Origin of the sequence: Ensifer sp. SL37 (genome assembly GCF_026672675.1) — a bacterium.
In the GTDB taxonomy this organism is placed as follows: Bacteria; Pseudomonadota; Alphaproteobacteria; order Rhizobiales; family Rhizobiaceae; genus Ensifer; species Ensifer adhaerens.
This window is the reverse complement of sequence record NZ_JAPPRN010000006.1, coordinates 3690910-3711998: the sequence shown is the minus strand read 5'-3', so window position 1 is coordinate 3711998 and position 21089 is coordinate 3690910. Positions and strand designations below refer to the sequence as shown.

Genomic DNA, 21089 nt, shown 5'->3' with positions numbered 1-21089 from the left:
ATGCCCTAATGAACCGTTTGTGGCGGCTCGTCGGTAAAGGCTTGGATGCCGTCGCGCTGGACCGTGGCGATAAACTCCTCGAAAGCTTCCCTGTCGGTCGGGAAGGGCTCCTCCCATGTCGTAGAGAAGCCTTCCTCGTCGATGACCTCGAGGGTCCAGTCGCGATTCGTGCCCGCCTCCCGGTAGATCCGCAATTCCACGACGACGCCATCGTCACTGAATTGGCCGGAAAATTCCGAAAACTCGTAGTTCTGTTCTTCGTCAGTCATGTCTGAAGTGTAACACGCTTGCTTGAGGACGTCCTGCCATGTTCGGCCTCGACGATATTGCTCGCAGCTTCAGCCGGGCACACAGGCGCATTCGCCGGCCTCCACGAAGGTTTGGACCGGGGATGCGCCTGTCACCTTGGCGAATGGTCTTGCTGTTACCGGCAGCGGGCTTCGTAGCGGCGGCCATAGCGGTCGCGATAGATGCAATAGCCCTGGCGCTCCTGGGAGCGTCCGATCAGGTTGCCGATAACGCCACCGGCGACCGCGCCGATTGCCGCGCCGCCCCAGCTGTCGCTGACCGCGCCACCAATGATCGCACCGGTGCCGGCGCCGATCGCCGTGCCTTTCTCGGTCTGCGTGCAGGAAGCAAGCGTACCAATCATCAAAACCGCAATGACAAGCTTTCTCATGCCTTCACCCCTTTGCTCGATACCAAACTGGGCAGTTCACCGCCTTGCATCCTCAGCGTGAGCCTCAGCATCTACTCAACGCGTCGAATTGTCGATAGCACGGAATGCAACAGGCGAAGATACGGCGGGGTTCGCTCCAAAAAGTGTAGAGAATGGGCTCGCATGGCGATGCATTTTGATGTCCAAGGACACCAGCAAGCAATTGATTTCAATGGGGGTTGCGTGGTGAGCGCGCAGGGATTCGAACCCTGGACCTACTGATTAAAAGTCAGTTGCTCTACCGGCTGAGCTACGCGCTCCCTGGCCGCGGCGGTGAAGCCCGGCGGAAGTGGCCGGACATATGCACGCGTGTTTCCCCCCGGTCAACCGAAAAATTGCGGGTTTTGTGAAGAAACGGTGCATGGCGCAATGATCGCCAAAAGGTGATTGGTATCATCATGATCCTGCGGCTAAGGAATGGCCCAAATGCCGCGTGCCGGAGTTCTTGCCGTTGTCGATCGCCGATATTTCCATCTGGACCGCCGTCCTTGCCGGCGCCCTTTCGTTCCTTTCTCCCTGCGTTCTGCCGCTCGTACCGCCCTATCTCTGCTATATGGCGGGCGTCTCGGTCGATCAGTTCCGTAGTGGTGATGCGGCGACCATCGGCAGCACGAGACGCGCTGTCTTGCCGGCAGCCCTGTTGTTCACGCTCGGTTTTGCCACCGTCTTCGTGGCGCTCGGGGCGGGGGCCTCGTCGATCGGCATGCTGCTTCGGCAGCATATGGACCTGCTGTCGCGCGTCGGCGGCGTGATCATCATCATCATGGGCCTGCATTTCCTTGGCGTGTTCAAGATCGGGCTGCTCGCGCGGGAAGCGCGATTCCAGGGCGGCGGCAAGCCGGCGACGCTCTCGGGCGCCTACATTATGGGTCTTGCCTTTGCCTTCGGCTGGACGCCCTGCATCGGCCCGGTACTCGGCACGATCCTCGGCGTTGCTGCCGCACGTGACACCGTGTCCGACGGCGCAATGCTGCTGGCGATCTATTCACTGGGCCTTGCCGTGCCGTTCTGGATCGCGGCTGCGTTTTCCGGCTCTTTCATGCGCTTCCTCCTCCGCTTCCGTCGCCATCTCGGTCTGATCGAAAAGCTGATGGGCGGCCTTCTGGTGCTGGCGGGCCTGGCTTTTCTCTTCGGCTTCATCAGTTCCGTCGCCATCTGGTTCCAGACGACCTTCCCGATCCTGATGAAAATCGGCTAGGGCATACCCTCGTATTTTAGAATCACTTTTCGGCTTAACCGGCCTAATCGTCAGGCCGGTTCGTGCGCTAGGCGTGCGGGCGTCGGCGCGGGAAGGTGAAGGATGCGAGGGACAAGATGACGGAAATCGCGGGCCTGGTGCTGCCGTTCTTCGGCCTGATCTTCCTCGGCTATCTGACGGCGCGCTTCGTCCACCATCCGGGCGAGGCGATGGGGTGGCTGAACACCTTCATCATCTACCTCGCGCTGCCGGCGCTGTTCTTCAAGCTCGTCTCGCGCACGCCGATTGAACAGCTGGCGCGTGCCGACTTCATCCTAACCACCGTCGGGGCGACCTACATCGTCTTTTCGCTGATCTTCCTCATCGGGGTTTATGTCAGGCGAAACTCCATTGCCGAGGCGACGATCCAGGGTTTTGGCGCTGCTTATGGCAATATCGGCTACATGGGGCCTGGCCTTGCGCTCCTGGCGTTGGGCGATGCCGCTGCCGTACCGGTGGCGCTGATCTTCAGCTTCGAAAACGCCGCGCATTTCGCGGTCGCACCGGCGATGATGGCGATATCAGGCGGCCGGCAGGAAAAGCCGCTGGCGCTTGCAGCCAGCGTCGCGCGCAAGATCATTCTGCACCCGTTCATCCTGGCCACACTTGCCGGTGTGGTCGCCGCCTTTTTCGCCGTGCAGCCGCCAGTTCCGGTTCAGCGGCTGATCGATTATCTCGCCCAGTGTGCGGCGCCCTGCGCGCTCTTTGCCATGGGGGTGACGCTGGCGCTGCGCCCAATCAAGCGCATTCCCGTCGAGATCGGCTACATCGTCCCGGCGAAGCTGCTGTTGCACCCGCTCGTGATGTTCACGGCTATGAGCCTGACGGGGAATTATGATCCGGTCTGGGTGCAGACGGCGGTACTGCTCGCAGCCCTTCCGACGGCGACGAACGTCTTCGTTATCGGCCATCAATATGGTGTGTGGCAGGAGCGAGCCTCGGCGACGATCCTCATCACGACGACACTGTCGGTCGCAACGGTGACCGGCCTGCTTTACCTGATCCGTTCAGGCGCTCTTCCGCCCGATCTTTTCCCTTAAGCCTTCCTTGAAGGCGTTGAGCGCGCTGCCGGGGTGCACGCCTTCGCGCATCAGCAGGCTGCGGAGCGGCCCAACCGCGGAAAGCACGTGCAGCCCCAGCGCGCGCAGCGCCTGCACCGGCAGGAAGCCAGAGAGCAGCGAGCGGTTGAGCAGATCCACACTTGCGGTGCGGCTGATGATGTCCGGCCGGCGGCGGCTGTCGAAGCGGTCACCGATATCGCCGGCAAGCGGCTCGCCGCTGGATACACCGATGATATCGACGAGCGTCATCACATCGCGAAGGCTAAGGTTGAGCCCCTGAGCGCCGATCGGCGGGAAGGCATGCGCTGCTTCGCCAAGAAGCACGGCGCGGCCCTTGCCGAAGCGCTGGGCGGTCATGCCCGAGAGCGGGAAGGATTGCGGCGTGCCCTCGACGGTTACCTTGCCGAGGATTGATTGCATCCGGTCTTCGACGGCGCGCGAGAGTGCCGCGAGATCCAGCGTCAGCGTTTGTGCGGCATCCTCGGGTTTGCGGACCCAGACCAGGCTGGAGCGGTTGCCCGGCAGGGGCACTTGCGTGAAGGGACCGCTTTCGGTGTGGAATTCGGTCGAGATGTTCTGGTGCGGCAGCTCGTGCGCAAAGTTCAAGACGACCGCCGTCTGCGGATAGGACCAGGTGCTGACGGAGATCTTCGCGGCTTCGCGCACCGGCGACCGACGACCATCGGCGCCGACGATGAGATAGGCGCTGCATTGGCTGCCGTTTGCAAGCTCGATCGTTGCGACAGCGTCCGAAAGTTCAAAGCCGATCGCCGACGTGGTGATGCGTGTCAGCGTCGGGCTCTCTTCGGCGCGGTGGCAGAGAATATCGATGAAGGGCGCATTGGGGATATTGTAGCCGAAGGCGTCGAGCCCGACTTCCGAGGCACGGAAGTTGACCGGTGGCGCCCGCAGCAACCGGTTGGTGCCGTCGAGGATACGCATGGTCGAAAGCGGAGCCGTCAGCGGCTCGACCTTTTCCCAAAGGTTGAGCGTCTTCAGATACTCGATCGATTGGTCCATCAGCGCGGTGGTGCGTCCGTCGGCAACCGCCGGCTCCGGCCCGATCAAGGCCACGCGGTAGCCCGCATCGGCAAGCGCGATGGCCGCAAGCGATCCGGCAAGGCCCGCACCGATAATGGCGATGTCGAAGTGGTCCATGATGCAAAAGCCCTTTCGCGCAAGCTATGAGGCGTCTTGGCCCAGCCTCGATCATACCTCTAGTCGCCGGCGCATGCGAAATAAATGGGTAGAATCAGCGCAGAAGCAATTTGCAGGTGTCCACAGGACAATGGGGCGAGGGGAGGCTGTAATACTTGAATTTTAGTGGCGATGCGTTGCAAAGGGTGCATATTACGGGCAACGCGCCGCACAGCGGTCGAGGCGGGTCAAGGCCCGCACGGGGAAAACAGCAGGGGTGGGCGGCATCCGCAGATGAAGTTCTTTAACTATAGACGAGTTCCCTACGCCGAGATTCGCGCCTTTTCCGTGCATATCTTGACCGCCTCGGGGTCGTTTCTCGCCTTCCTGGGTGTCGTGGCTGCGGCCGAGCATCGCTTCGTCGACATGTTCTGGTGGCTGGGGCTGGCGCTGCTCGTCGACGGCATCGACGGGCCGATCGCCCGCAAGGTGCGCGTCAAGGAAGTGCTGCCCAACTGGTCGGGCGATACGCTCGACAACGTCATCGACTATGTGACCTATGTGCTGTTGCCTGCCTTTGCGCTCTACCAGAGCGGCATGATCGGCGAGCCCTGGTCCTTCGTGGCGGCCGGCGCGATCGTGGTTTCGAGCGCGATCTACTATGCCGATATGGGCATGAAGACGGACGAATACTTTTTCTCCGGTTTCCCCGTCGTCTGGAACATGGTCGTCTTCACATTGTTCGTCATTCAGGCGAGCGAGCTGACCGCGTCGATCGTCGTTTTCGTGTCGGTGGTCTTGACCTTCCTGCCGATCAACTTCCTTCATCCGGTTCGCGTCCAGCGCTTGCGACCGCTGAACCTCGGCATCTTCCTCTTGTGGTCAGCGCTCGGCATCTATGCGCTGCTCCTGCATTTTGCGACGCCGGCATGGGTCGTGACCGGCTTCGTCGTCACAGGCATCTATCTCTACGTGATTGGCTTCGTGCTGCAGATTTTCCCAAGTCTCGGCCGGAAATAGGAGCAGGCAATGGCACAGGCGATTGTGGTACGCGAACTCGGAGGACCAGAGGTCCTGAAGCTCGAAGGCGTGACACTCTCGCCGCCGGGGCCGGGTGAGGTACAGATCCGGCAGGTGGCCGTCGGCCTCAATTTCATCGACGTCTACTTCCGCACCGGCCTCTACAAGTCGGCTTTGCCCTTCGTGCCGGGCAAGGAAGGTGCCGGCATCGTCACTGCGGTTGGCGACGGAGTCAGCCTGTTTTCCGTCGGTGATCGCGTCGCCTATGCCTCGGCCGATGGTGCCTATGCGAGCGAGCGCAACGTCGATGCTGCGCAGTTGGTGAAGGTGCCCGACGGCATCAGCCTCGAGACTGCGGCTGCGATGATGCTGAAAGGCATGACGGCACAATACTTGCTCAACCAGACCTATCAGGTCGGTCCGGGCACGACGATTCTCTTCCATGCCGCAGCCGGCGGCGTCGGGCTGATTGCCGGCCAATGGGCGAAGGCGCTTGGCGCGACCGTTATTGGCACAGCGGGCTCGCAGGACAAGATCGATCTGGCGCTGGCGCATGGCTACGACCACGTGATCAACTACCGCACCGACAATTTCGTCGCGCGGGTCAAGGAATTGACCGACGGCCGCGGCGTTGATGTCGTCTACGATTCCGTCGGGCGCGACACCTATCCGGCGTCGCTGGATTGCATCAAGCCGCGCGGCCTCTGGGTCAGCTTCGGCAATTCGTCCGGACCGGTGGAGGCTTTTAGCATCGGCATCCTGGCGCAGAAGGGGTCGCTTTTTGCGACGCGTCCGACACTCTTTGGTTACGTTGCCACGCGGCCTGCGCTGGAAGCGTGTGCAAATTCCCTGTTTGATATTGTGCAAAGCAACAAAGTGCGTATCAATATAAATCAGACTTATCCGCTTGCCGATGCGGGGCGAGCGCATACGGATCTCGAGACAAGAAAAACAAGTGGAACAACACTGCTGATTCCGTGATCGAAGCCTTAAGGCGGACGCGGATCAACAGAGGGGAAAGAGGGCAGCGTGCCTGTTGAGGGAGTAGCGGCGAACGGTCATCTATTGGCTGTGAGCAACCTGACGAAATTGTTTGGCAGCTTCGCGGCCTGCAATGGGATCAATCTGCAGATTGAACCGGGCGAAATTCACGCCCTTCTCGGCGAAAACGGCGCCGGAAAATCGACCTTGGTGAAGATGCTGTTCGGCGTATTGGCGCCGACGGCCGGCGAGATCCTCTGGCAGGGCCAGAGCGTGCGCATCGCCAATCCCGCGGCTGCACGCAGGCTCGGCATCGGCATGGTTTTCCAGCATTTTTCGCTGTTCGAGGCGCTGACGGTCGCCGAGAACATCGCGCTTTCCATGGATGCGAACATCTCGCTGGCGAGGGTAGCGGAAGAGGCGTCGCGCCTGTCGCATGCGTACGGCCTTCCGCTCGACCCCAAGGCGCATGTGGCGGATCTCTCGGTCGGCGAGCGCCAGCGCATCGAGATCGTGCGCGCGCTCTTGCAGAACCCGCGCCTCATCATCCTCGACGAGCCGACCTCGGTGTTGACGCCGCAGGAAGCCGACCGCCTGTTCGAAACGCTCTACAAGTTGAAGGCGGAGGGGCGCTCGGTTCTCTATATCAGCCACCGACTGGAAGAGGTGCAGCGCATCTGCGACCGCGCCACGGTGTTGCGTCACGGCAAGGTAACGGGCGCCTGCGACCCGAAGGCGGAAACCCCGTCGTCGCTGGCGCGCATGATGGTTGGCGGTGACGTCGCGGCGGTGACGGCCGAAGGCACCAGCGCCAAGGGCCAGGTGCATCTGGAAGCGCGGCACTTGACCGTGCCGGCGCGCACGCCCTTTGCCGTTTCGCTGAAGAACATCTGTCTCAAGGTGCATGCCGGCGAGGTGCTGGCGATTGCCGGTGTTGCCGGCAACGGCCAGGGCGAACTGTTCGATGCGCTCTCGGGCGAGTACCCGGTTGCCGACGATAATGCGGTGCAGATCCGCCAGAAGCCGGTCGGCAACCGCAACATCAATGCGCGCCGCCTGATGGGCGCGGGCTTCGTTCCCGAGGAGCGCCACGGCCATGCCGCGGTATCGGCGTTGCCGCTTTCGGACAATCTCGTGCTTGCCCGCAGCCGCTCGGACGCCAAGGCGTTTCTCGGCGGCGGCTTCCTCAAGATCATCCGTCGCGATGCGGTGACGAGCGCCACGAAGCGCATCTCCGAGGCGATGGACGTGCGCAAGAGTGGTGAGGATCCGCCGGCCGGCTCGCTTTCCGGCGGCAACCTGCAGAAGTTCATCGTCGGGCGTGAGCTCGACCGTCAGCCGAGCGTGCTCGTCGTCAATCAGCCCACCTGGGGCGTCGATGCGGGTGCTGCGAGCCGCATCCGCCAGGCGCTCGTCGACCTCGCCAAGGCCGGCTCTGCCGTGCTCGTCATCAGCCAGGACCTCGACGAAATCTTCGAAGTGGCGACGGAGATCGCCGTCATCAGCGACGGAAAGCTATCCGATCCCTATCCGGCAAAAGAGCTTTCGCGCGAAAAGATCGGCCTGCTGATGGGCGGCATGTACGGCAAGACGGAAGGCACGGAGGCCGCACATGCGCATTGAACTGGAAAAGCGCGCCAAGGTCTCGACGCTGTTTTCGATCCTGTCGCCGTTCATCGCCTTCCTGCTGACGATCGTCTTCGGCGGCATCATGTTTGCGCTTCTCGGCAAGAATCCGGTCATGGCGCTCTACAGCTTTTTCGTCGAGCCCTTGAGCGAGGTCTGGTCGCTGCACGAGCTGGCAATCAAGGCAGCGCCCCTGATCCTGATTGCCGTCGGGCTTTCGGTCTGCTTCCGCTCCAACAACTGGAACATCGGCGCCGAGGGCCAGTTCATCATGGGCGCGATTGCCGGCTCGATCCTGCCGGTGGTGTTTTATGACTGGCAGTCGCCGCTGGTGCTGCCGCTGATGATGCTGATGGGCATGCTCGGTGGTGCGCTGTTTGCCGCCATCCCCGCCTTCCTCAAGGCGCATATGAACACCAACGAGATCCTGACGAGCCTGATGCTGGTCTATGTCGCCCAGCTCTTCCTCGATTGGCTGGTGCGTGGACCCTGGCGCAATCCGGGCGGCATGAACTTTCCGGAGACGCGCACCTTCGCCGTTGATGCGATCCTGCCGGAAATGCTTGCCTCGGGGCGCACTCACTGGGGCTTCGCCTTCGCCATCATTGCGGCGATCCTCGTCTGGTTCATGATGCGTTACACGCTGAAGGGCTTCGAGATTTCCGTGCTTGGCCAATCGGAGCGGGCAGGGCGCTTTGCCGGTTTCTCCTCGCGCAAGATGATCTGGTTCTCAATGCTGCTTTCGGGCGCCTTTGCTGGTCTGGCCGGCATCTCCGAAGTCAGTGGCGCGATCCAGCAGCTGCGCCCGGTCATCTCGCCCGGCTACGGCTTCACCGCCATCATCGTTGCGTTCCTTGGCCGCCTCAATCCGCTTGGCATCGTCGCCGCCGGCCTTGTGCTGGCGCTCACCTATCTCGGCGGTGAGGCGGCGCAGCTGTCGATCGGTGTTTCCGAGAAGGTGACGCGCGTCTTCCAGGGTCTCCTGCTCTTCTTCGTGCTCTCCTGTGACACGCTCATCCACTATCGCATCAAGCTGGTCTTCGACCGGTTGACCGCGACCAATAGCGAGGGGAGCCGCTGATGGGTATCGTCGAAGCGATTCTTCTGAGCGTCATCACTGCCGCAACGCCCCTGGTGTTGGCCGCGATCGGCGAACTGGTGACCGAACGGTCCGGCGTGCTGAACCTCGGCGTCGAGGGCATGATGATCATGGGGGCGGTCTCCGCCTTCGCGATTACCCAGATTACCGGTTCGCCCTATCTGGGCATGCTTGCCGGCATCGCCTGCGGCGCACTGTTCTCGCAGCTCTTTGCCTTCCTCACGCTGAGCCTGGTGGCAAACCAGGTGGCGACGGGCCTGGCTTTGACTCTGCTCGGCATCGGCGTCTCCGGCATGATGGGCGAGAGTTTCCTCGGCATGCAGGGCGTCAAGCTGCAGCCGATCGCGATACCGCTTCTCGCGGATATCCCCTATGTCGGGCCGCTGCTCTTTCGGCAGGATATCATTTTCTATCTTTCGATCGCGATCGTCGCGGGCGTGCATTGGTTCCTGTTCAAGAGCCGTGCCGGCCTCAAGCTTCGCGCCGTCGGCGATAGCCACGCCTCCGCGCACGCGCTTGGCGTCAACGTCATTCGCACCCGCTATCTGGCCGTCATGTTCGGCGGCGCCTGTGCCGGGCTTGCCGGCGCGCAGCTGTCGCTCGTCTACACGCCGCAATGGGTGGAGAACATGTCGGCCGGTCGCGGCTGGATCGCACTGGCGCTGGTGGTCTTTTCGTCCTGGCGCCCCTGGCGGCTGGTGGCCGGTGGCTATCTCTTCGGTGCCGTGTCGATCAGCCAGTTGCATGCGCAGGCCTTCGGCCTCGGCATTCCCTCGCAGCTCCTTTCGTCGCTCCCCTATGTCGCGACGATCGTCGTCCTCATTCTCATTTCGCATAACCGGCGCATGACCCTGATCAATACGCCGGCATCGCTCGGCAAACCGTTTGTGCCGGACCGATGATTGCAAGCATTTCATACTGACGTTTCTCAAACCGACAGAGGTCAAGAAAATGAAAAAACTACTGCTCGTTCTCGCAAGCTCCGCGGCAGCGATCGGCTTTGCCACAGGCGCAAGCGCCCAGGAGAAGGCCAAGGTCTGCTTCGTCTACGTCGGTGCCAAGACCGACGGCGGCTGGACCCAGGCCCACGACATCGGCCGCCAGGAGCTGGAAAAGGCGCTCGGCGACAAGATCGAGACGCAGTATCTCGAAAGCGTGCCGGAAGGCCCGGATGCCGAGCGCGCGATCGAGCGTCTCGCACGCTCGGGCTGCGGCCTGATCTTCACGACGTCCTTCGGCTTCATGGACGCGACGATCAAGATCGCGCAGAAGTTCCCGGACGTGAAGTTCGAGCATGCGACCGGCTACAAGACCGCGCCGAACGTCGCGACCTACAACAGCCGCTTCTATGAAGGCCGCTACATCCAGGGCGTGATCGCCGCCAAGATGTCGCAAAAGGGCGTCGCCGGCTACATCGCCTCCTTCCCGATCCCGGAAGTTGTGATGGGCATCAACTCCTTCATCATCGGCGCGCGCTCGGTCAACCCGGACTTCAAGATCAAGGTCGTATGGGCAAACACCTGGTTCGACCCCGGCAAGGAAGCCGATGCTGCCAAGGCATTGGTCGACCAGGGCGTCGATATCCTGACGCAGCACACCGACACGACGGCACCGATGCAGGTTGCCGCCGAACGCGGCATCAAGGCCTTCGGCCAGGCCTCCGACATGATCAAGGCCGGCCCGGAAACGCAGCTGACGGCGATCGTCGATACCTGGGGCGCCTACTACATCAAGCGCACGCAGGCCTTCCTCGATGGCAAGTGGGAAACGACGTCGAGCTGGGACGGCCTGAAGGACGGCATCTTGACGATGGCGCCCTACACCAACATGCCTGACGACGTGAAGAAGCTCGCTGAGGACGCCGAAGCCAAGATCAAGTCGGGCGAACTGAAGCCCTTCACCGGCCCGCTGAAGAAGCAGGACGGCAGCGAGTGGCTTGCTGCAGGGGCGACGTCTGACGACGGCACGCTGCTTGGCATGAACTTCTACGTCGAAGGCGTCGACGATCAGCTGCCGAAGTAAGCAAGAGCCTACGAAACAGAATGCAAACCCCGCCATTTCGGCGGGGTTTGTCGTTTGGAAAACGCGTAAGGGTTGTTTCATCGTTCGGCGGTGCGCGGTTTACGGTTTTGCGGCCACCCTGGGGCTTTCCGGAATCGACTGTTCAAACTACATTCATTTGCGCAGGTTTAGGGGCCCCGCCCGTGCTCCGCACGAAGGCCTTGTGGCGCGTCGCGCCGTATGAAATCAGGCAGGGGAGTGCCTGGAGGAGATGGATTGAACAGGAGTTTGCTGGAAACCGTCGTGTCCGGCTCGCGCAAGCGCACGAGCCACGCACATGTTGTCGATCAACTCGGCAAGGCAATCATATCCGGCGAATTTCCGGTCGGCTCCATTCTTCCGGGTGATCCGGAACTTGCGGCACGCTTCAAGGTATCCCGAACTGTTCTGCGCGAAGCCATGAAGACGCTGGCCGCCAAGGGGCTGGTCGTGCCGCGTGCCCGCATCGGCACCCGCGTGACGCCGCGCAACGACTGGAACCTGTTCGACAACGACATCCTGACCTGGCACTTCGAATGCGGTGTCGACGAGGACTTCCTCTATCACCTCAGCGAAGTGCGCCTGGCCTTCGAGCCGCATGCGGCAGCACTTGCGGCGCGAAACGCGTCGGAGGCCGAAATCAGCCGCATGATGCGGCTCGCGGTTGCGATGGGCGAGGAGGGCCATAGCGCCGAGAGCCTCGCAAGCGCCGACCTGAAGTTTCACCTGGCTGTCGCCGAGGCCTCCGGCAACCCATTCATGCGCACGGTCGGTGGGCTGATCGAAGCGGCGTTGGTCGGTGTCTTCAAGCTGAGCTCTCCGGTCGCCGAAAAGGGCGGCATAGACGAGGTTGCCCGCAACCACATCCGTATCGTTGAGGAGATCGGCAGGCGTGACGAGGTCGGCGCACGGCTTGCCATGGAAAACGTGATCAAGATCGGGCGCGAGCGCGTTCGCAGCGCGCTGCAAAGTCGCAGTTGAGGCTGCCACCGGTCGAGATTGTTCAACAAAACAGCGCTCGGCCCTTCCAATGTTCAGAAGATTGCAGCGATTTCATTGCTTGTGCTTGCTCGGATCGCGCGCTGGCCTTATTTGGTGAGGGCTCGCTCCTTGTGGAGCGGCTTTCGTCAACGGTGATCTGGAGACCATGTCCGAGTTTTTTGTCATTTTCGTCCTGCTTTTGATCAATGCATTTTTTGCTCTCTCGGAAATGGCAATCGTCTCGGCAAGCAAGCCAATGCTTCGCCAGATGGCAAAACAGGGAAATGCCCGCGCCGAAGTGGCGCTGAGGCTCGCTGAAGATCCCGGCAAGTTTCTTTCCACCGTACAGGTCGGCATCACGCTCGTCGGCACCTTAGCCGGCGCGTATGGTGGCGCGACAATCGCGGCGAAATTTGCGCCGCTGCTCGATGAGGTCGCTTGGATCAATCCTTACGGCAACACGGTTGCCCTCGTACTCGTCGTTACCCTCATCACCTTCCTGTCCGTGGTTATCGGCGAGCTCATTCCGAAGCAGCTGGCGCTGAAAAATTCCGAGGCGCTGGCCATGTTCGTCGCGCGCCCGATGCACTTCTTGTCGCGGATCACCGCGCCGGTCGTCTATCTCTTCGAGACCGCAGCGTCGCTTGCCATGCGTCTCCTCGGCATCCGTCCTGACGATCCTGATCATGTGACGGAAGAGGAAGTCCACGCGATCATGGCCGAAGGCGTCGAAAGCGGCGCCATCGAAAAGTCCGAGCACGAGATGCTCAGGCGAATCATCCGCCTCGGCGACCGCAACGTGAAGTCGATCATGACCCACCGGACCGAGGTGAGCTTCATCGACGTCAACGACAGCCTGGAAACGGTCGGTCGTAAGATCGATCAGTTCGGCCATTCCCGTTATCCGGTGGTTGATGGCCCGAGCGGCGATGTTCTCGGCGCGGTTCTCGCCAAGGAAATCCTGAACGCGCCGACCTCAGGTCCGTTCGATGTGCGTAGATACATCAAGGAAATCCACACCTTGCCGGAGACGGCGTCGTGCCTAAAGGCACTGGAAGCCTTCAAGTCGTCAAGCATCAACATGGCGATGATCGTCGACGAATATGGAAGCACTGAGGGCATTATCACCATCGCCGACATTCTCGAGGCGATCGTCGGCGTGCTGCCGTCGAACTACGACGACATCGAGCATGCGTTGATCCGCCAGCGCGAAGACGGAAGCTACCTTGTCGACGGCCGCACGCCGATCGACGAAATCCACCTGACGATCGGCATCGAGGGAATCGACGCCGACGGCAACTTCGAGACCATCGCCGGCTTCCTGGTGCAGCAGTTGCGCAAGACGCCGGAGGAGGGCGATGTCGCGATTGCCCATGGCTACCGCTTCGAAGTGGTCGACATGGATGCGCGCCGCATCGACAAGATCCTGGTCAGCCGTTCCGACGAGACGGGCAACTGATCCATGCGCGGCCGGGGGCACCCCCGGCCTGATGCGGCAAGAGCGGTGACTGCCCCATGCGGCCGCTTACATCGTCACAAAGTGCTTCGTCACAAAACGTGAGGGTCCGTGTCACTGCGCCGAATTGGTGGCACTCTATGACGAGGCCACGTGATCATCGCTGAGGTCGCCCGACTACGGATGATCGAGAGGACCCGCCACGAACGGGAAAAAGGTCGGGTTCTGCCCGGTCTTTTGTTTTTGCGCTCCCAGAGGTGGCTCGCGCTTGGTTTGCTCAGCGAAGCCTGAGAATGTCGCAGGTTGTGCCCGCAGGCGCTTCGGAGGCGTGCGGCGGGCGCACGATCAGGCAATCCGATTGCGCGAAAACCTTCATCATCGACGAGTCCTGCCGCGAGAAGGGATGGGCGACCAACGTGCCGTCGCTGTCCCTCGTAAGGCGCGCACGCACATAGTCCTGCCTGACGTCGTTGCCCGGAAGCGGGCTTGCAAGCCGCGCGGTCGTTATGCGGTCGCGCAATGGCAAGCGGGCGAGCTTACGGGTCAGCGGCTCGAGGAAGAGCAGGGCGCAGACGAGGCTGGAGACCGGATTGCCCGGCAGGCCCAGCACCGTCGCCGTTCCGAGCTGGCCCACCATGAGCGGCTTTCCCGGCCGCATGGCGATGCGCCAGAAGTCGAGCGTCATGCCGCAGGCAATGAGCGTCGACTGCACCAGGTCATGGTCACCGACCGAAGCGCCGCCGAGCGTGACGATCACGTCGACATCGGCGTCCTGCGCCCGCCTGACCTCGGCACTGATGGCGTCCCGATCGTCGTAGACGATGCCGAGATCGATGACCTCGGCGCCGTTGTCGCGCGCGATCGCCGCGACGCCGAAGCTGTTCGAGGCGATGATCTGATCGTCGCCCGGCTTGTTGCCCGGAGCCACCAGCTCGTCGCCCGTGGCGAGGATTGCGATCCGCGGACGCTTGAAGACCGGCAGGCTCGCATGGTTCATCCCCGCAGCGAGCGTCAAACGTCCGGCGTCGAGCACGTCGCCCGCCGAAAGTGCCGCTTCGCCGGCGATAAAATCCTGGCCGGCCATTCGAATATGCCGCCCCTTGCCGGGCACGAATTTGGTGCGGATCCGGTTGCCCGGCAACCGCTCGGTATCCTCCTGGATGATCACCGTATCGGCGCCCAATGGCACCGGCGCACCGGTGAAGATGCGCACGGCTTCGCCCGCTTTCATCTCCCCCTTGAAGCCGTGGCCCGCAGCCGATTGGCCGATCACGGTCAGCTCGGCGCCAACGGTCTCAATGTCCCGGTGGCGCACGGCGTAGCCATCCATCGCCGAATTGTCGAAGGCCGGATGGGTGACGCGCGCCGGGATATCCTGAGACAGCACACGGGCGAGCCCGTCATGGAGACCGACGAGCTCAGTCAATTGCGGTGGCGTGGCGCCGTGTAGGATCCGCTCGAGCGCGTCTTCGACGGACAGCAACGCCATGGCCTCAGTTCCCTTCGCGTCGATAGTCGCCGGATCGCCCGCCGGACTTGCTGACCAGCTGGATGCCGCCGATTTCCATCTCGCGATCGGCCGCCTTCGCCATGTCGTAGATTGTAAGGCAGGCGACGCTCACGGCCGTCAGCGCCTCCATCTCGACGCCGGTGCGTCCCGTCAGCTTGGCAAGCGCCTCGACCCGGAGGCCGGGAAGCGCCGGGTCCGGCGTGATATCGACGGTTACCTTGGTCAGCATCAACGGGTGGCAGAGTGGAATGAGGTTGGCCGTCTGCTTGGCGGCCATGATGCCGGCAAGCCGCGCCGTACCGATGACATCGCCCTTCTTGGCGTCGCCTTCGAGAATGAGTGTCAGCGTTTCGGCCTTCATGCGCACATGGCCTTCGGCGACGGCGATGCGTATCGTCTCGGCCTTGTCGCCGACATCCACCATGTTCGCTTCGCCGCTGCCACCGATATGCGTGAGCGTCGGCTTGCTCATCACTCGGCCGCCAGCGTGGTCGTAGCGCCGGTCAGGAGCGTGCGCGTTGCCGATTCGACGTCGCTCTTGCGCATCAGGCTCTCGCCGACGAGGAAGGTGGTGATGCCGCTCTTTTCCAGCCGCTGGCAATCCGCATAGGTGAAGATGCCGCTTTCGCCGACGAGCAGACGGTCGGCAGGCACCATGCCCGCAAGCTGCTCGGAAACCGCGAGATCCACCTCGAAGGTCCTGAGGTTGCGGTTGTTGATGCCGACGAGCGGCGAGGCGAGCTTCAGTGCCCGTTCCATCTCTTCGGCGTCGTGCACCTCGATCAGCACGTCCATGCCAAGCTCGAGGGATGCGTCTTCGAGGCGGCGGGCGTCGTCGTCGCTGAGCGAAGCCATGATGAGAAGGATGCAGTCGGCGCCCCAGGCGCGCGCCTCGAACACCTGGTAGGTGTCGAACATGAAGTCCTTGCGCAGCGCCGGCAGGGCGCAGGCCGCACGCGCCGCTTCGAGAAAGGCAGGCGCACCCTGAAAGCTCGGGGCGTCCGTCAGCACCGACAGACAGGCCGCTCCACCGGCTTCATAGGCCTTGGCGAGCGCCGGCGGATCGAAATCCGGGCGGATCAGTCCCTTCGACGGGCTTGCCTTCTTGATTTCGGCGATCAGTCCGAACGTGCCGGCGGCCTTGCGTGCGGCGAGCGCCGCATGAAAGCCGCGCGGGGCGGCCTGATCAGCGATACGCGCCTTGAGTTCGTCGAGCGAAACGTTCGACTTGGCAGCCGCGATCTCGTCGCGCTTGTAGGCTTCGATCTTGCGCAGGATATCCGTCATGTGCTGATCCTTCCTCAGGCCGCGTTCGATACGCTGATCAGGCGCTGCAGCGCGGTCTTGGCGCTGCCGCTTGAAAGCGACTGGCGCGCCAGCGCCATGCCTTCGGTGAGGTCCTTTGCCCGTCCGGCTATCATCAGCGATGCGGCCGCATTGGCAAGGGAAATGTCCCGGTAGGGGTTCTCGGCACCATCGAGCACTGCCTGGAGCGCGACCGCATTGTACGCGCCGTCGCCGCCCTTGAGCGCATCGATCGTCACCGTCTGAAGGCCGAAATTGGCGGGCGTCAGGGTGAAGGTGGAAATCTTGCCGTCCTTGAGTGCTGCGACCTCGGTCGTGCCGGTCGTCGTGATCTCGTCGAGGCCATCGCCGTGAACGACCCAGACATTGTCCGAGCCGAGATCACGCAGCACTTCGGCCAGCGGCTGCACCCATTGCGGCGCGTAGACGCCGACGAGCTGGCGCTTGACGCCTGCGGGGTTGGAAAGCGGGCCGAGCAGGTTGAAGATCGTGCGCGTTCCGAGCTCCACCCGCGTCGGGCCGACATGGCGCATGGCGGAATGGTGCTGCTGGGCGAACATGAAGCCGACACCGGCCTCGCGGATGCATTTCGATATGGCGTCCGGACCGATTTCGAGCTTGACGCCGAGGCAGGAGAGCGCGTCGGCCGTGCCTGACTTCGAGCTCAGCGCGCGGTTGCCGTGCTTGGCAACAGGCACGCCCGCGCCGGCGACGATCAGCGAGGCAAGAGTCGAGATGTTGTAGGTGCCGGCGCCGTCGCCACCGGTTCCAACGATATCGACCGCATCCGCTGGCGCATCGACCGGCAGCATGCGGGCACGCATCGCGCCCACCGCGCCGACGATTTCATCGACGGTTTCGCCGCGCACCCGCAATGCCATCAGGAAGCCGCCGATCTGCGACGGCGTTGCGGCACCCGACATGATGATTTCGAAGGCGGCACGTGCGTCTTCGCGGTTCAGCGCCTCGCGGGCGGCGACCTTGGCGACGAATGGCTTCAGATCACTCATCGATGGTTTCCTTGGGCCTATCGTTGCGCAATGGCGGTTTCAGCGAGCGTCTGGTTGATCGAAACGCCGTAGGCGGCCTGCAGCGTGGCGACCATCTGGTCCAGGATGTCCTCGCCGCTGACACGGGCGAGGGCCTCGATCTGGCGGCTGTCGTCCTGCAGCACGTCTGCCGGGCCGGCGGTGTCAACCGAGGTGACCTGCAGGAGGATCTGCCCTTCGCCGCCGATTCCGGGAGCGTTGGTGACGTGGCCGTTCGCGCCGGAGAAGGCGGCAGCGACGGCTGCCGGGCTAAGGGCGGCATCTGCGGTCGCGCGTGTCAGGCCGGCCTTGGTTTCGACGACGAGGCCGAGTTCGGTCGCGACGTCGGCAAGCTTTGCGCCCTGCTCGACGCGCTGCTTCAGTTCGCCGGCCTTCGTGGCAAGTGCTGCGCGCTGCTGCTCAGCCATCCAGTCGGCGCCGATTTCGTCGCGGGCTTCGTCCAGCGTGCGATCGCGCGCCGGGATGACTTCATCGAGGTCGAACCAGACATAGCCTTCGCGGCCGACATTCACCGGCAGGGTTTCAGCACCGACGTCGGCCTTGAAGACTTCCTGGAGAAGGGCTGCCTGTTCCGGCAGGCCGGCGACGTCATCGCCGTTCTTGTCCTTGCCGGTCGCGTCCACCGCATCGACGGTTACGAGCTTCAGCTTGAGCTGGTCGGCGACTTCCTTGATCGGCGCGCCGGAAGCGCGCTCGTCTTCGATCTTGTCGTGCAGGCGCATGACTTCTTCGCCCGCTGTGGATAGGGCGATGTCCTTGCGCAGTTCTTCCTTCACTTCGTCGAGGCTGCGGACGGTTTCCGGGCGGATGTTCGTCACGCGCAGGATGACCGGCCCGAAGGCACCGTCGACAACCGGCGTCACGCCGTCGGCCTGAAGTGCGAATGCTGCTTCGCCGATCTTGGCGTCGGGAACGCGATCCCTCGTGAACTCGCCGAGAAGTACGTCGGCAGAAGACTTGCCTTCGGCCTTTACGAGATCGTCGAAGCTGGTGCCGGCAGCAAGCTTTGCCGACGCAGCGTCAGCCGCTTCACGCGACGTGAAGGAGAGCTGTTCGATTGTCCGCGCAGCAGCGCTGCGGAAGCTTTCCTTGCGGCGTTCGTATTCGGCGCGGATCTCGTCGTCGGTGACAACGGTCGGGTCTGCAACGTCAGTCGGCTCGAGCTTCACATAGGTGATTTTGCGATATTCCGGCGCACGGTAGTTTGCCTTGCGGCTGTCGTACCAGGGAGAAAGCACGTCGTCGCCCGGCACCTTGACCGGATCGATATTGGCGTTCGAGAGCAGCAGGTAATCGATCGTGCGCTTCTCGTGCCGGTAGGCGCCAATCGCGTCGGTGAGAACCTTCGGAGCGACATAGCCATCAGACAGCGCGTCGACGATCTGCGAGCGGATCGCCGTCTGGCTCTGGCTGTTGATGTAATCCTGTTCGCGCAGGCCCGCATTGCGCAGCACGCTCGAGAACGTCAGTCGGTCGAACTGGCCGTTGACGCTGTGGAATGCCGGATCGTCGGCGATCAGTTTTGCGAGCCGATCCTGCGACAGGCCGAGATTCATGTCGTTGGCGAGCTGGTCGAGAGCCGCGCCGGCGACGATCTGCGAGTAGACCCGCTGCTCGATGCCAAAGGCGCGCGCCTGCTGCGGCGTCAGCCGCGTGCCGAGCTGGCGGGAAGCCTGTGCCAGCATGGTCTCGTAGGCGAGCCGGAATTCCGGTGGCTTGACCTTGACGTCACCGACGACCACCACCGCATCCGACTGGTTCGTCATCGTCAACGATGAGCCGCCCCACACCATGAACGACAGAACGAGAACGATTAGCAGGCCTTTGACGACCCAGGTCTGGGCGGCGCTTCTCAGAAATTCGAGCATGGGGGCAGAAACCTCGTTGCAATGCGGTGGCCATCGGCCAAACGAAATCGTTCCTTAAAACAAACGAAACAGGAAATGAAGGGTTGTTTGCCGCAAATTGCGCCCATGCAACGGGATCGACCGCCCGGAGCAACCGTCTGGTTTTCAATGGCTGCCGCGAAAGCTGCGCGAGCTGCCTGGATGAGGCGGGCGGCGTCCGTCGATCGGACCGGCGCGGGTGATCAACTCGATGTCGGATTCGTTAGCCGGCAACCGAAAATTATCTGTCACATTGGCTCGAACATGCCGCGGTTCTGTGGTTCTGTTGTAGGGGCGGAGCGATTCTTTGGAGCTTCCGCGGGAAAGATTCCATGCAGTCGACAATCGTGATGGTAAACCTGTTTGGAGCAGTGGCACTGCTTCTCTTCGGCCTGTCCCTCGTCAAGGACGGGGTGACCCGTGCCTTCGGGGCTCGGCTGCGCGCCGGCCTTGCCCAGGGAACCGACGGCTCTCTCCGCTCCTTCGTGACCGGACTTGTCGCGACGCTTGCGCTGCAAAGTTCCACGGCCACCGCATTGATGACCGCATCCTTCGTGGAAAAGGGGCTCATCCGCTCGCGCATGGCGCAGATCGTGCTGCTTGGCGCCAATCTCGGCACGGCGATGACGGCCTGGATCGTGGCGACCGGAATAGAATGGCTGTCGCCGCTCGTCATTCTCATCGGCGTGGTCTTGCACCGCGCCAGCCGGTCGAACGCGCGCCAGGGTCTGGGTGCTGCCTTCGTTGGCATCGGCCTCATGCTCCTGTCGCTGCATCTTTTGGGCGCGGCGACGGAGCCGATGCGTGACAGTCCGGCCCTTGGGGCCTTCCTCTCGATGCTCGACAGCGCCTGGCCCGTAGCGCTTCTCATTGCCGCGGGACTTGCCTTTGCGTCGTCGTCCAGTCTGGCTGTGGTGATGCTGGTGCTGTCACTCTCGACGACGGGCATCCTCAGCGTCGGGTTGACGGTGGCACTCGTGCTTGGCGCCAATCTCGGTGGCGCCGTTCCGCCTGTCATGGCAACGCTCGGTTCCGCTCCGTCGGCGCGCCGCGTCACCATCGGCAACCTTGTCGTTCGCGCCATTGGCTGCCTGATCGCGCTTCCGCTGACAGGCATGAGCGTGGAGTTTCTGCAGAGCCTGCCGCTGCCGCGCCAGAACCTGCCGGTCGACATTCATCTGGCCTTCAACCTCGCGGTCGCCATTCTTGCCTGGCCCTTTGCCGGTTTGCTGTCGCAGCTGATGGCCCGGTTCATTCCGGATGGAGAGGCCGAGGAGACTGGCCCGCGTTATCTCGATGAGACAACGCTGAATACGCCGGTCATGGCGCTTTCGGGAGCCACCCGCGAGGTCTTGCGCGTCGGCGATCTGGTCGAGGCGATGCTGATGCGTGCCGCGAACGCCTTCAACAACAACGACCTCTCGGATATTCGCGATATTGGCAAGTTCGAAAAACAGGTCGATCAGCTGCAGCAGGAGGTCAAGATCTTCCTGTCGCGCTTGGGCCGCGATGGCCTGAGCGCCGAAGACGGCCGCCGCTCGATCGTCATCATCGACTACGCCATCAATCTCGAGCATATGGGCGACATCATCGAGAAGGGGCTGTGCGAGCAGATCACCAAGAAGGTCAGCAACGGCCTGAAGTTCTCGGAGGAGGGCTATCAGGAGCTCAAGAGCCTCTTCAACCTGACGATTGACAATCTGCGAGTCGCCCAGACCATCTTCGTCACCCGCAATGCCGATCTCGCCAAGCAGCTCATCGAGGTGAAGGTCAACGTCCGTCACATGGAGAAACGCTCGGCGGAGCGCCATATCGAGCGGTTGCGCGACGGGCTGGTCCAGAGCCTGCAGACGAGCTCGCTGCATCTCGACATGCTCCGGGATCTGAAGCGCGTCAACGCGCATATCGCTTCCGTCGCCTATCCCATCCTTGAGGAAAATGGCCTGTTGAGCGAGAGCCGCTTGCGGCCGGGCGCCTAGCCGT

Annotated in this window: 19 protein-coding genes and 1 tRNA gene; 11 read left to right on the top strand and 9 right to left on the bottom strand. The window is 62.6% G+C overall.

Going from position 1 to position 21089, the window contains the following annotated elements:
• Positions 1-5: 5 nt before the first annotated feature.
• The 3 genes from OVA00_RS30260 to OVA00_RS30250 all read right to left on the bottom strand — a co-directional run bounded on the left by OVA00_RS30260 (position 6) and on the right by OVA00_RS30250 (position 978).
• Complete coding sequence (locus tag OVA00_RS30260; RefSeq protein WP_043623603.1) at positions 6-269, bottom strand: hypothetical protein; 264 nt, start codon at positions 267-269, stop codon at positions 6-8.
• A 155-nt stretch (positions 270-424) separates the two neighbouring features.
• Complete coding sequence (locus tag OVA00_RS30255) at positions 425-679, bottom strand: YMGG-like glycine zipper-containing protein (protein WP_034790944.1); 255 nt, start codon at positions 677-679, stop codon at positions 425-427.
• A 223-nt stretch (positions 680-902) separates the two neighbouring features.
• Positions 903-978: transfer RNA gene (locus OVA00_RS30250), tRNA-Lys, on the bottom strand.
• A 191-nt stretch (positions 979-1169) separates the two neighbouring features.
• Between OVA00_RS30250 and OVA00_RS30245 the strand changes: the two genes are divergently transcribed.
• Together OVA00_RS30245 and OVA00_RS30240 are read left to right on the top strand one after the other, a co-directional pair.
• Positions 1170-1916 carry a cytochrome c biogenesis CcdA family protein gene (locus OVA00_RS30245; protein WP_060517043.1) on the top strand — a complete coding sequence of 249 codons (747 nt, stop codon included), beginning with the start codon at positions 1170-1172 and terminating at the stop codon, positions 1914-1916.
• 116 nt (positions 1917-2032) lie between these two features.
• Positions 2033-2995 carry an AEC family transporter gene (locus OVA00_RS30240; RefSeq protein ID WP_060517046.1) on the top strand — a complete coding sequence of 321 codons (963 nt, stop codon included), beginning with the start codon at positions 2033-2035 and terminating at the stop codon, positions 2993-2995.
• Here OVA00_RS30240 and OVA00_RS30235 read toward each other — a convergent pair.
• Positions 2963-4174: a UbiH/UbiF family hydroxylase gene (locus tag OVA00_RS30235; protein WP_060606386.1), complete on the bottom strand. Its 1212-nt coding sequence runs from the start codon at positions 4172-4174 to the stop codon at positions 2963-2965. The genes OVA00_RS30240 and OVA00_RS30235 overlap by 33 nt on opposite strands.
• Positions 4175-4447: 273 nt before the next feature.
• On the opposite strand from OVA00_RS30235, the gene pcsA reads away from it, so the two are divergent.
• The 8 genes from pcsA to OVA00_RS30195 all read left to right on the top strand — a co-directional run bounded on the left by pcsA (position 4448) and on the right by OVA00_RS30195 (position 13359).
• Positions 4448-5173, top strand: coding sequence for a phosphatidylcholine synthase (gene pcsA, locus OVA00_RS30230; protein WP_034790952.1), 726 nt, complete (start codon positions 4448-4450; stop codon positions 5171-5173).
• A 9-nt stretch (positions 5174-5182) separates the two neighbouring features.
• Complete coding sequence (locus tag OVA00_RS30225) at positions 5183-6154, top strand: quinone oxidoreductase family protein (protein ID WP_060517050.1); 972 nt, start codon at positions 5183-5185, stop codon at positions 6152-6154.
• Positions 6155-6202: 48 nt separating this feature from the next.
• Positions 6203-7777: an ABC transporter ATP-binding protein gene (locus tag OVA00_RS30220; protein ID WP_060582171.1), complete on the top strand. Its 1575-nt coding sequence runs from the start codon at positions 6203-6205 to the stop codon at positions 7775-7777.
• The gene (locus OVA00_RS30215) at positions 7767-8861 is read left to right on the top strand and encodes an ABC transporter permease (RefSeq protein ID WP_060517054.1); all 1095 of its coding nucleotides are present in this window, start codon (positions 7767-7769) and stop codon (positions 8859-8861) included. Before OVA00_RS30220 ends, OVA00_RS30215 begins: the two co-directional genes overlap by 11 nt.
• Positions 8861-9781 (top strand): ABC transporter permease, encoded by a 921-nt coding sequence (locus OVA00_RS30210; RefSeq protein ID WP_060606392.1) that lies wholly within the window; start codon positions 8861-8863, stop codon positions 9779-9781. The genes OVA00_RS30215 and OVA00_RS30210 overlap by 1 nt, the downstream gene beginning before the upstream one ends.
• A gap of 49 nt (positions 9782-9830) precedes the next feature.
• A complete protein-coding gene (locus OVA00_RS30205) occupies positions 9831-10901 on the top strand; it encodes a BMP family ABC transporter substrate-binding protein (RefSeq protein WP_034791380.1) in 1071 nt (356 codons plus the stop codon).
• Positions 10902-11120: 219 nt separating this feature from the next.
• Entirely contained in the window at positions 11121-11900 is a 780-nt protein-coding gene (locus OVA00_RS30200) for a FadR/GntR family transcriptional regulator (protein WP_051659212.1), read from the top strand.
• A 166-nt stretch (positions 11901-12066) separates the two neighbouring features.
• Complete coding sequence (locus OVA00_RS30195) at positions 12067-13359, top strand: hemolysin family protein (RefSeq protein WP_034790998.1); 1293 nt, start codon at positions 12067-12069, stop codon at positions 13357-13359.
• A gap of 274 nt (positions 13360-13633) precedes the next feature.
• Here the strand turns inward: OVA00_RS30195 and OVA00_RS30190 are convergent, their stop codons facing one another.
• The 5 genes from OVA00_RS30190 to OVA00_RS30170 are packed head-to-tail and all read right to left on the bottom strand — an operon-like array spanning position 13634 to position 19088.
• A complete protein-coding gene (locus OVA00_RS30190) occupies positions 13634-14845 on the bottom strand; it encodes a molybdopterin molybdotransferase MoeA (RefSeq protein WP_268090209.1) in 1212 nt (403 codons plus the stop codon).
• A 4-nt stretch (positions 14846-14849) separates the two neighbouring features.
• A complete protein-coding gene (gene moaC / locus OVA00_RS30185; RefSeq protein ID WP_034791001.1) occupies positions 14850-15338 on the bottom strand; it encodes a cyclic pyranopterin monophosphate synthase MoaC in 489 nt (162 codons plus the stop codon).
• A complete protein-coding gene (gene trpC / locus OVA00_RS30180; RefSeq protein ID WP_268090208.1) occupies positions 15338-16153 on the bottom strand; it encodes an indole-3-glycerol phosphate synthase TrpC in 816 nt (271 codons plus the stop codon). Before trpC ends, moaC begins: the two co-directional genes overlap by 1 nt.
• A gap of 14 nt (positions 16154-16167) precedes the next feature.
• Positions 16168-17181: an anthranilate phosphoribosyltransferase gene (gene trpD / locus OVA00_RS30175; protein WP_268090207.1), complete on the bottom strand. Its 1014-nt coding sequence runs from the start codon at positions 17179-17181 to the stop codon at positions 16168-16170.
• A gap of 17 nt (positions 17182-17198) precedes the next feature.
• Positions 17199-19088, bottom strand: a complete 1890-nt coding sequence (locus OVA00_RS30170; protein ID WP_060606409.1) for a peptidylprolyl isomerase — start codon at positions 19086-19088, stop codon at positions 17199-17201.
• Positions 19089-19438: 350 nt separating this feature from the next.
• On the opposite strand from OVA00_RS30170, the gene OVA00_RS30165 reads away from it, so the two are divergent.
• The gene (locus tag OVA00_RS30165; protein WP_034791009.1) at positions 19439-21085 is read left to right on the top strand and encodes a Na/Pi cotransporter family protein; all 1647 of its coding nucleotides are present in this window, start codon (positions 19439-19441) and stop codon (positions 21083-21085) included.
• The last annotated feature ends 4 nt before the right edge of the window (positions 21086-21089 follow it).

Excerpts from the sequence above, each read along its gene's own strand:
- OVA00_RS30260 (WP_043623603.1), bottom strand. The coding sequence starts at position 269 with ATGACTGACGAAGAACAGAACTACGAGTTTTCGGAATTTTCCGGCCAA.
- OVA00_RS30255 (WP_034790944.1), bottom strand. The coding sequence starts at position 679 with ATGAGAAAGCTTGTCATTGCGGTTTTGATGATTGGTACGCTTGCTTCC.
- OVA00_RS30240 (WP_060517046.1), top strand. The coding sequence starts at position 2,033 with ATGACGGAAATCGCGGGCCTGGTGCTGCCGTTCTTCGGCCTGATCTTC.
- OVA00_RS30235 (WP_060606386.1), bottom strand. The coding sequence starts at position 4,174 with ATGGACCACTTCGACATCGCCATTATCGGTGCGGGCCTTGCCGGATCG.
- pcsA (WP_034790952.1), top strand. The coding sequence starts at position 4,448 with ATGAAGTTCTTTAACTATAGACGAGTTCCCTACGCCGAGATTCGCGCC.
- OVA00_RS30225 (WP_060517050.1), top strand. The coding sequence starts at position 5,183 with ATGGCACAGGCGATTGTGGTACGCGAACTCGGAGGACCAGAGGTCCTG.
- OVA00_RS30215 (WP_060517054.1), top strand. The coding sequence starts at position 7,767 with ATGCGCATTGAACTGGAAAAGCGCGCCAAGGTCTCGACGCTGTTTTCG.
- OVA00_RS30210 (WP_060606392.1), top strand. The coding sequence starts at position 8,861 with ATGGGTATCGTCGAAGCGATTCTTCTGAGCGTCATCACTGCCGCAACG.
- OVA00_RS30205 (WP_034791380.1), top strand. The coding sequence starts at position 9,831 with ATGAAAAAACTACTGCTCGTTCTCGCAAGCTCCGCGGCAGCGATCGGC.
- OVA00_RS30200 (WP_051659212.1), top strand. The coding sequence starts at position 11,121 with ATGAAATCAGGCAGGGGAGTGCCTGGAGGAGATGGATTGAACAGGAGT.
- OVA00_RS30195 (WP_034790998.1), top strand. The coding sequence starts at position 12,067 with ATGTCCGAGTTTTTTGTCATTTTCGTCCTGCTTTTGATCAATGCATTT.
- OVA00_RS30190 (WP_268090209.1), bottom strand. The coding sequence starts at position 14,845 with ATGGCGTTGCTGTCCGTCGAAGACGCGCTCGAGCGGATCCTACACGGC.
- moaC (WP_034791001.1), bottom strand. The coding sequence starts at position 15,338 with ATGAGCAAGCCGACGCTCACGCATATCGGTGGCAGCGGCGAAGCGAAC.
- trpC (WP_268090208.1), bottom strand. The coding sequence starts at position 16,153 with ATGACGGATATCCTGCGCAAGATCGAAGCCTACAAGCGCGACGAGATC.
- trpD (WP_268090207.1), bottom strand. The coding sequence starts at position 17,181 with ATGAGTGATCTGAAGCCATTCGTCGCCAAGGTCGCCGCCCGCGAGGCG.
- OVA00_RS30170 (WP_060606409.1), bottom strand. The coding sequence starts at position 19,088 with ATGCTCGAATTTCTGAGAAGCGCCGCCCAGACCTGGGTCGTCAAAGGC.
- OVA00_RS30165 (WP_034791009.1), top strand. The coding sequence starts at position 19,439 with ATGCAGTCGACAATCGTGATGGTAAACCTGTTTGGAGCAGTGGCACTG.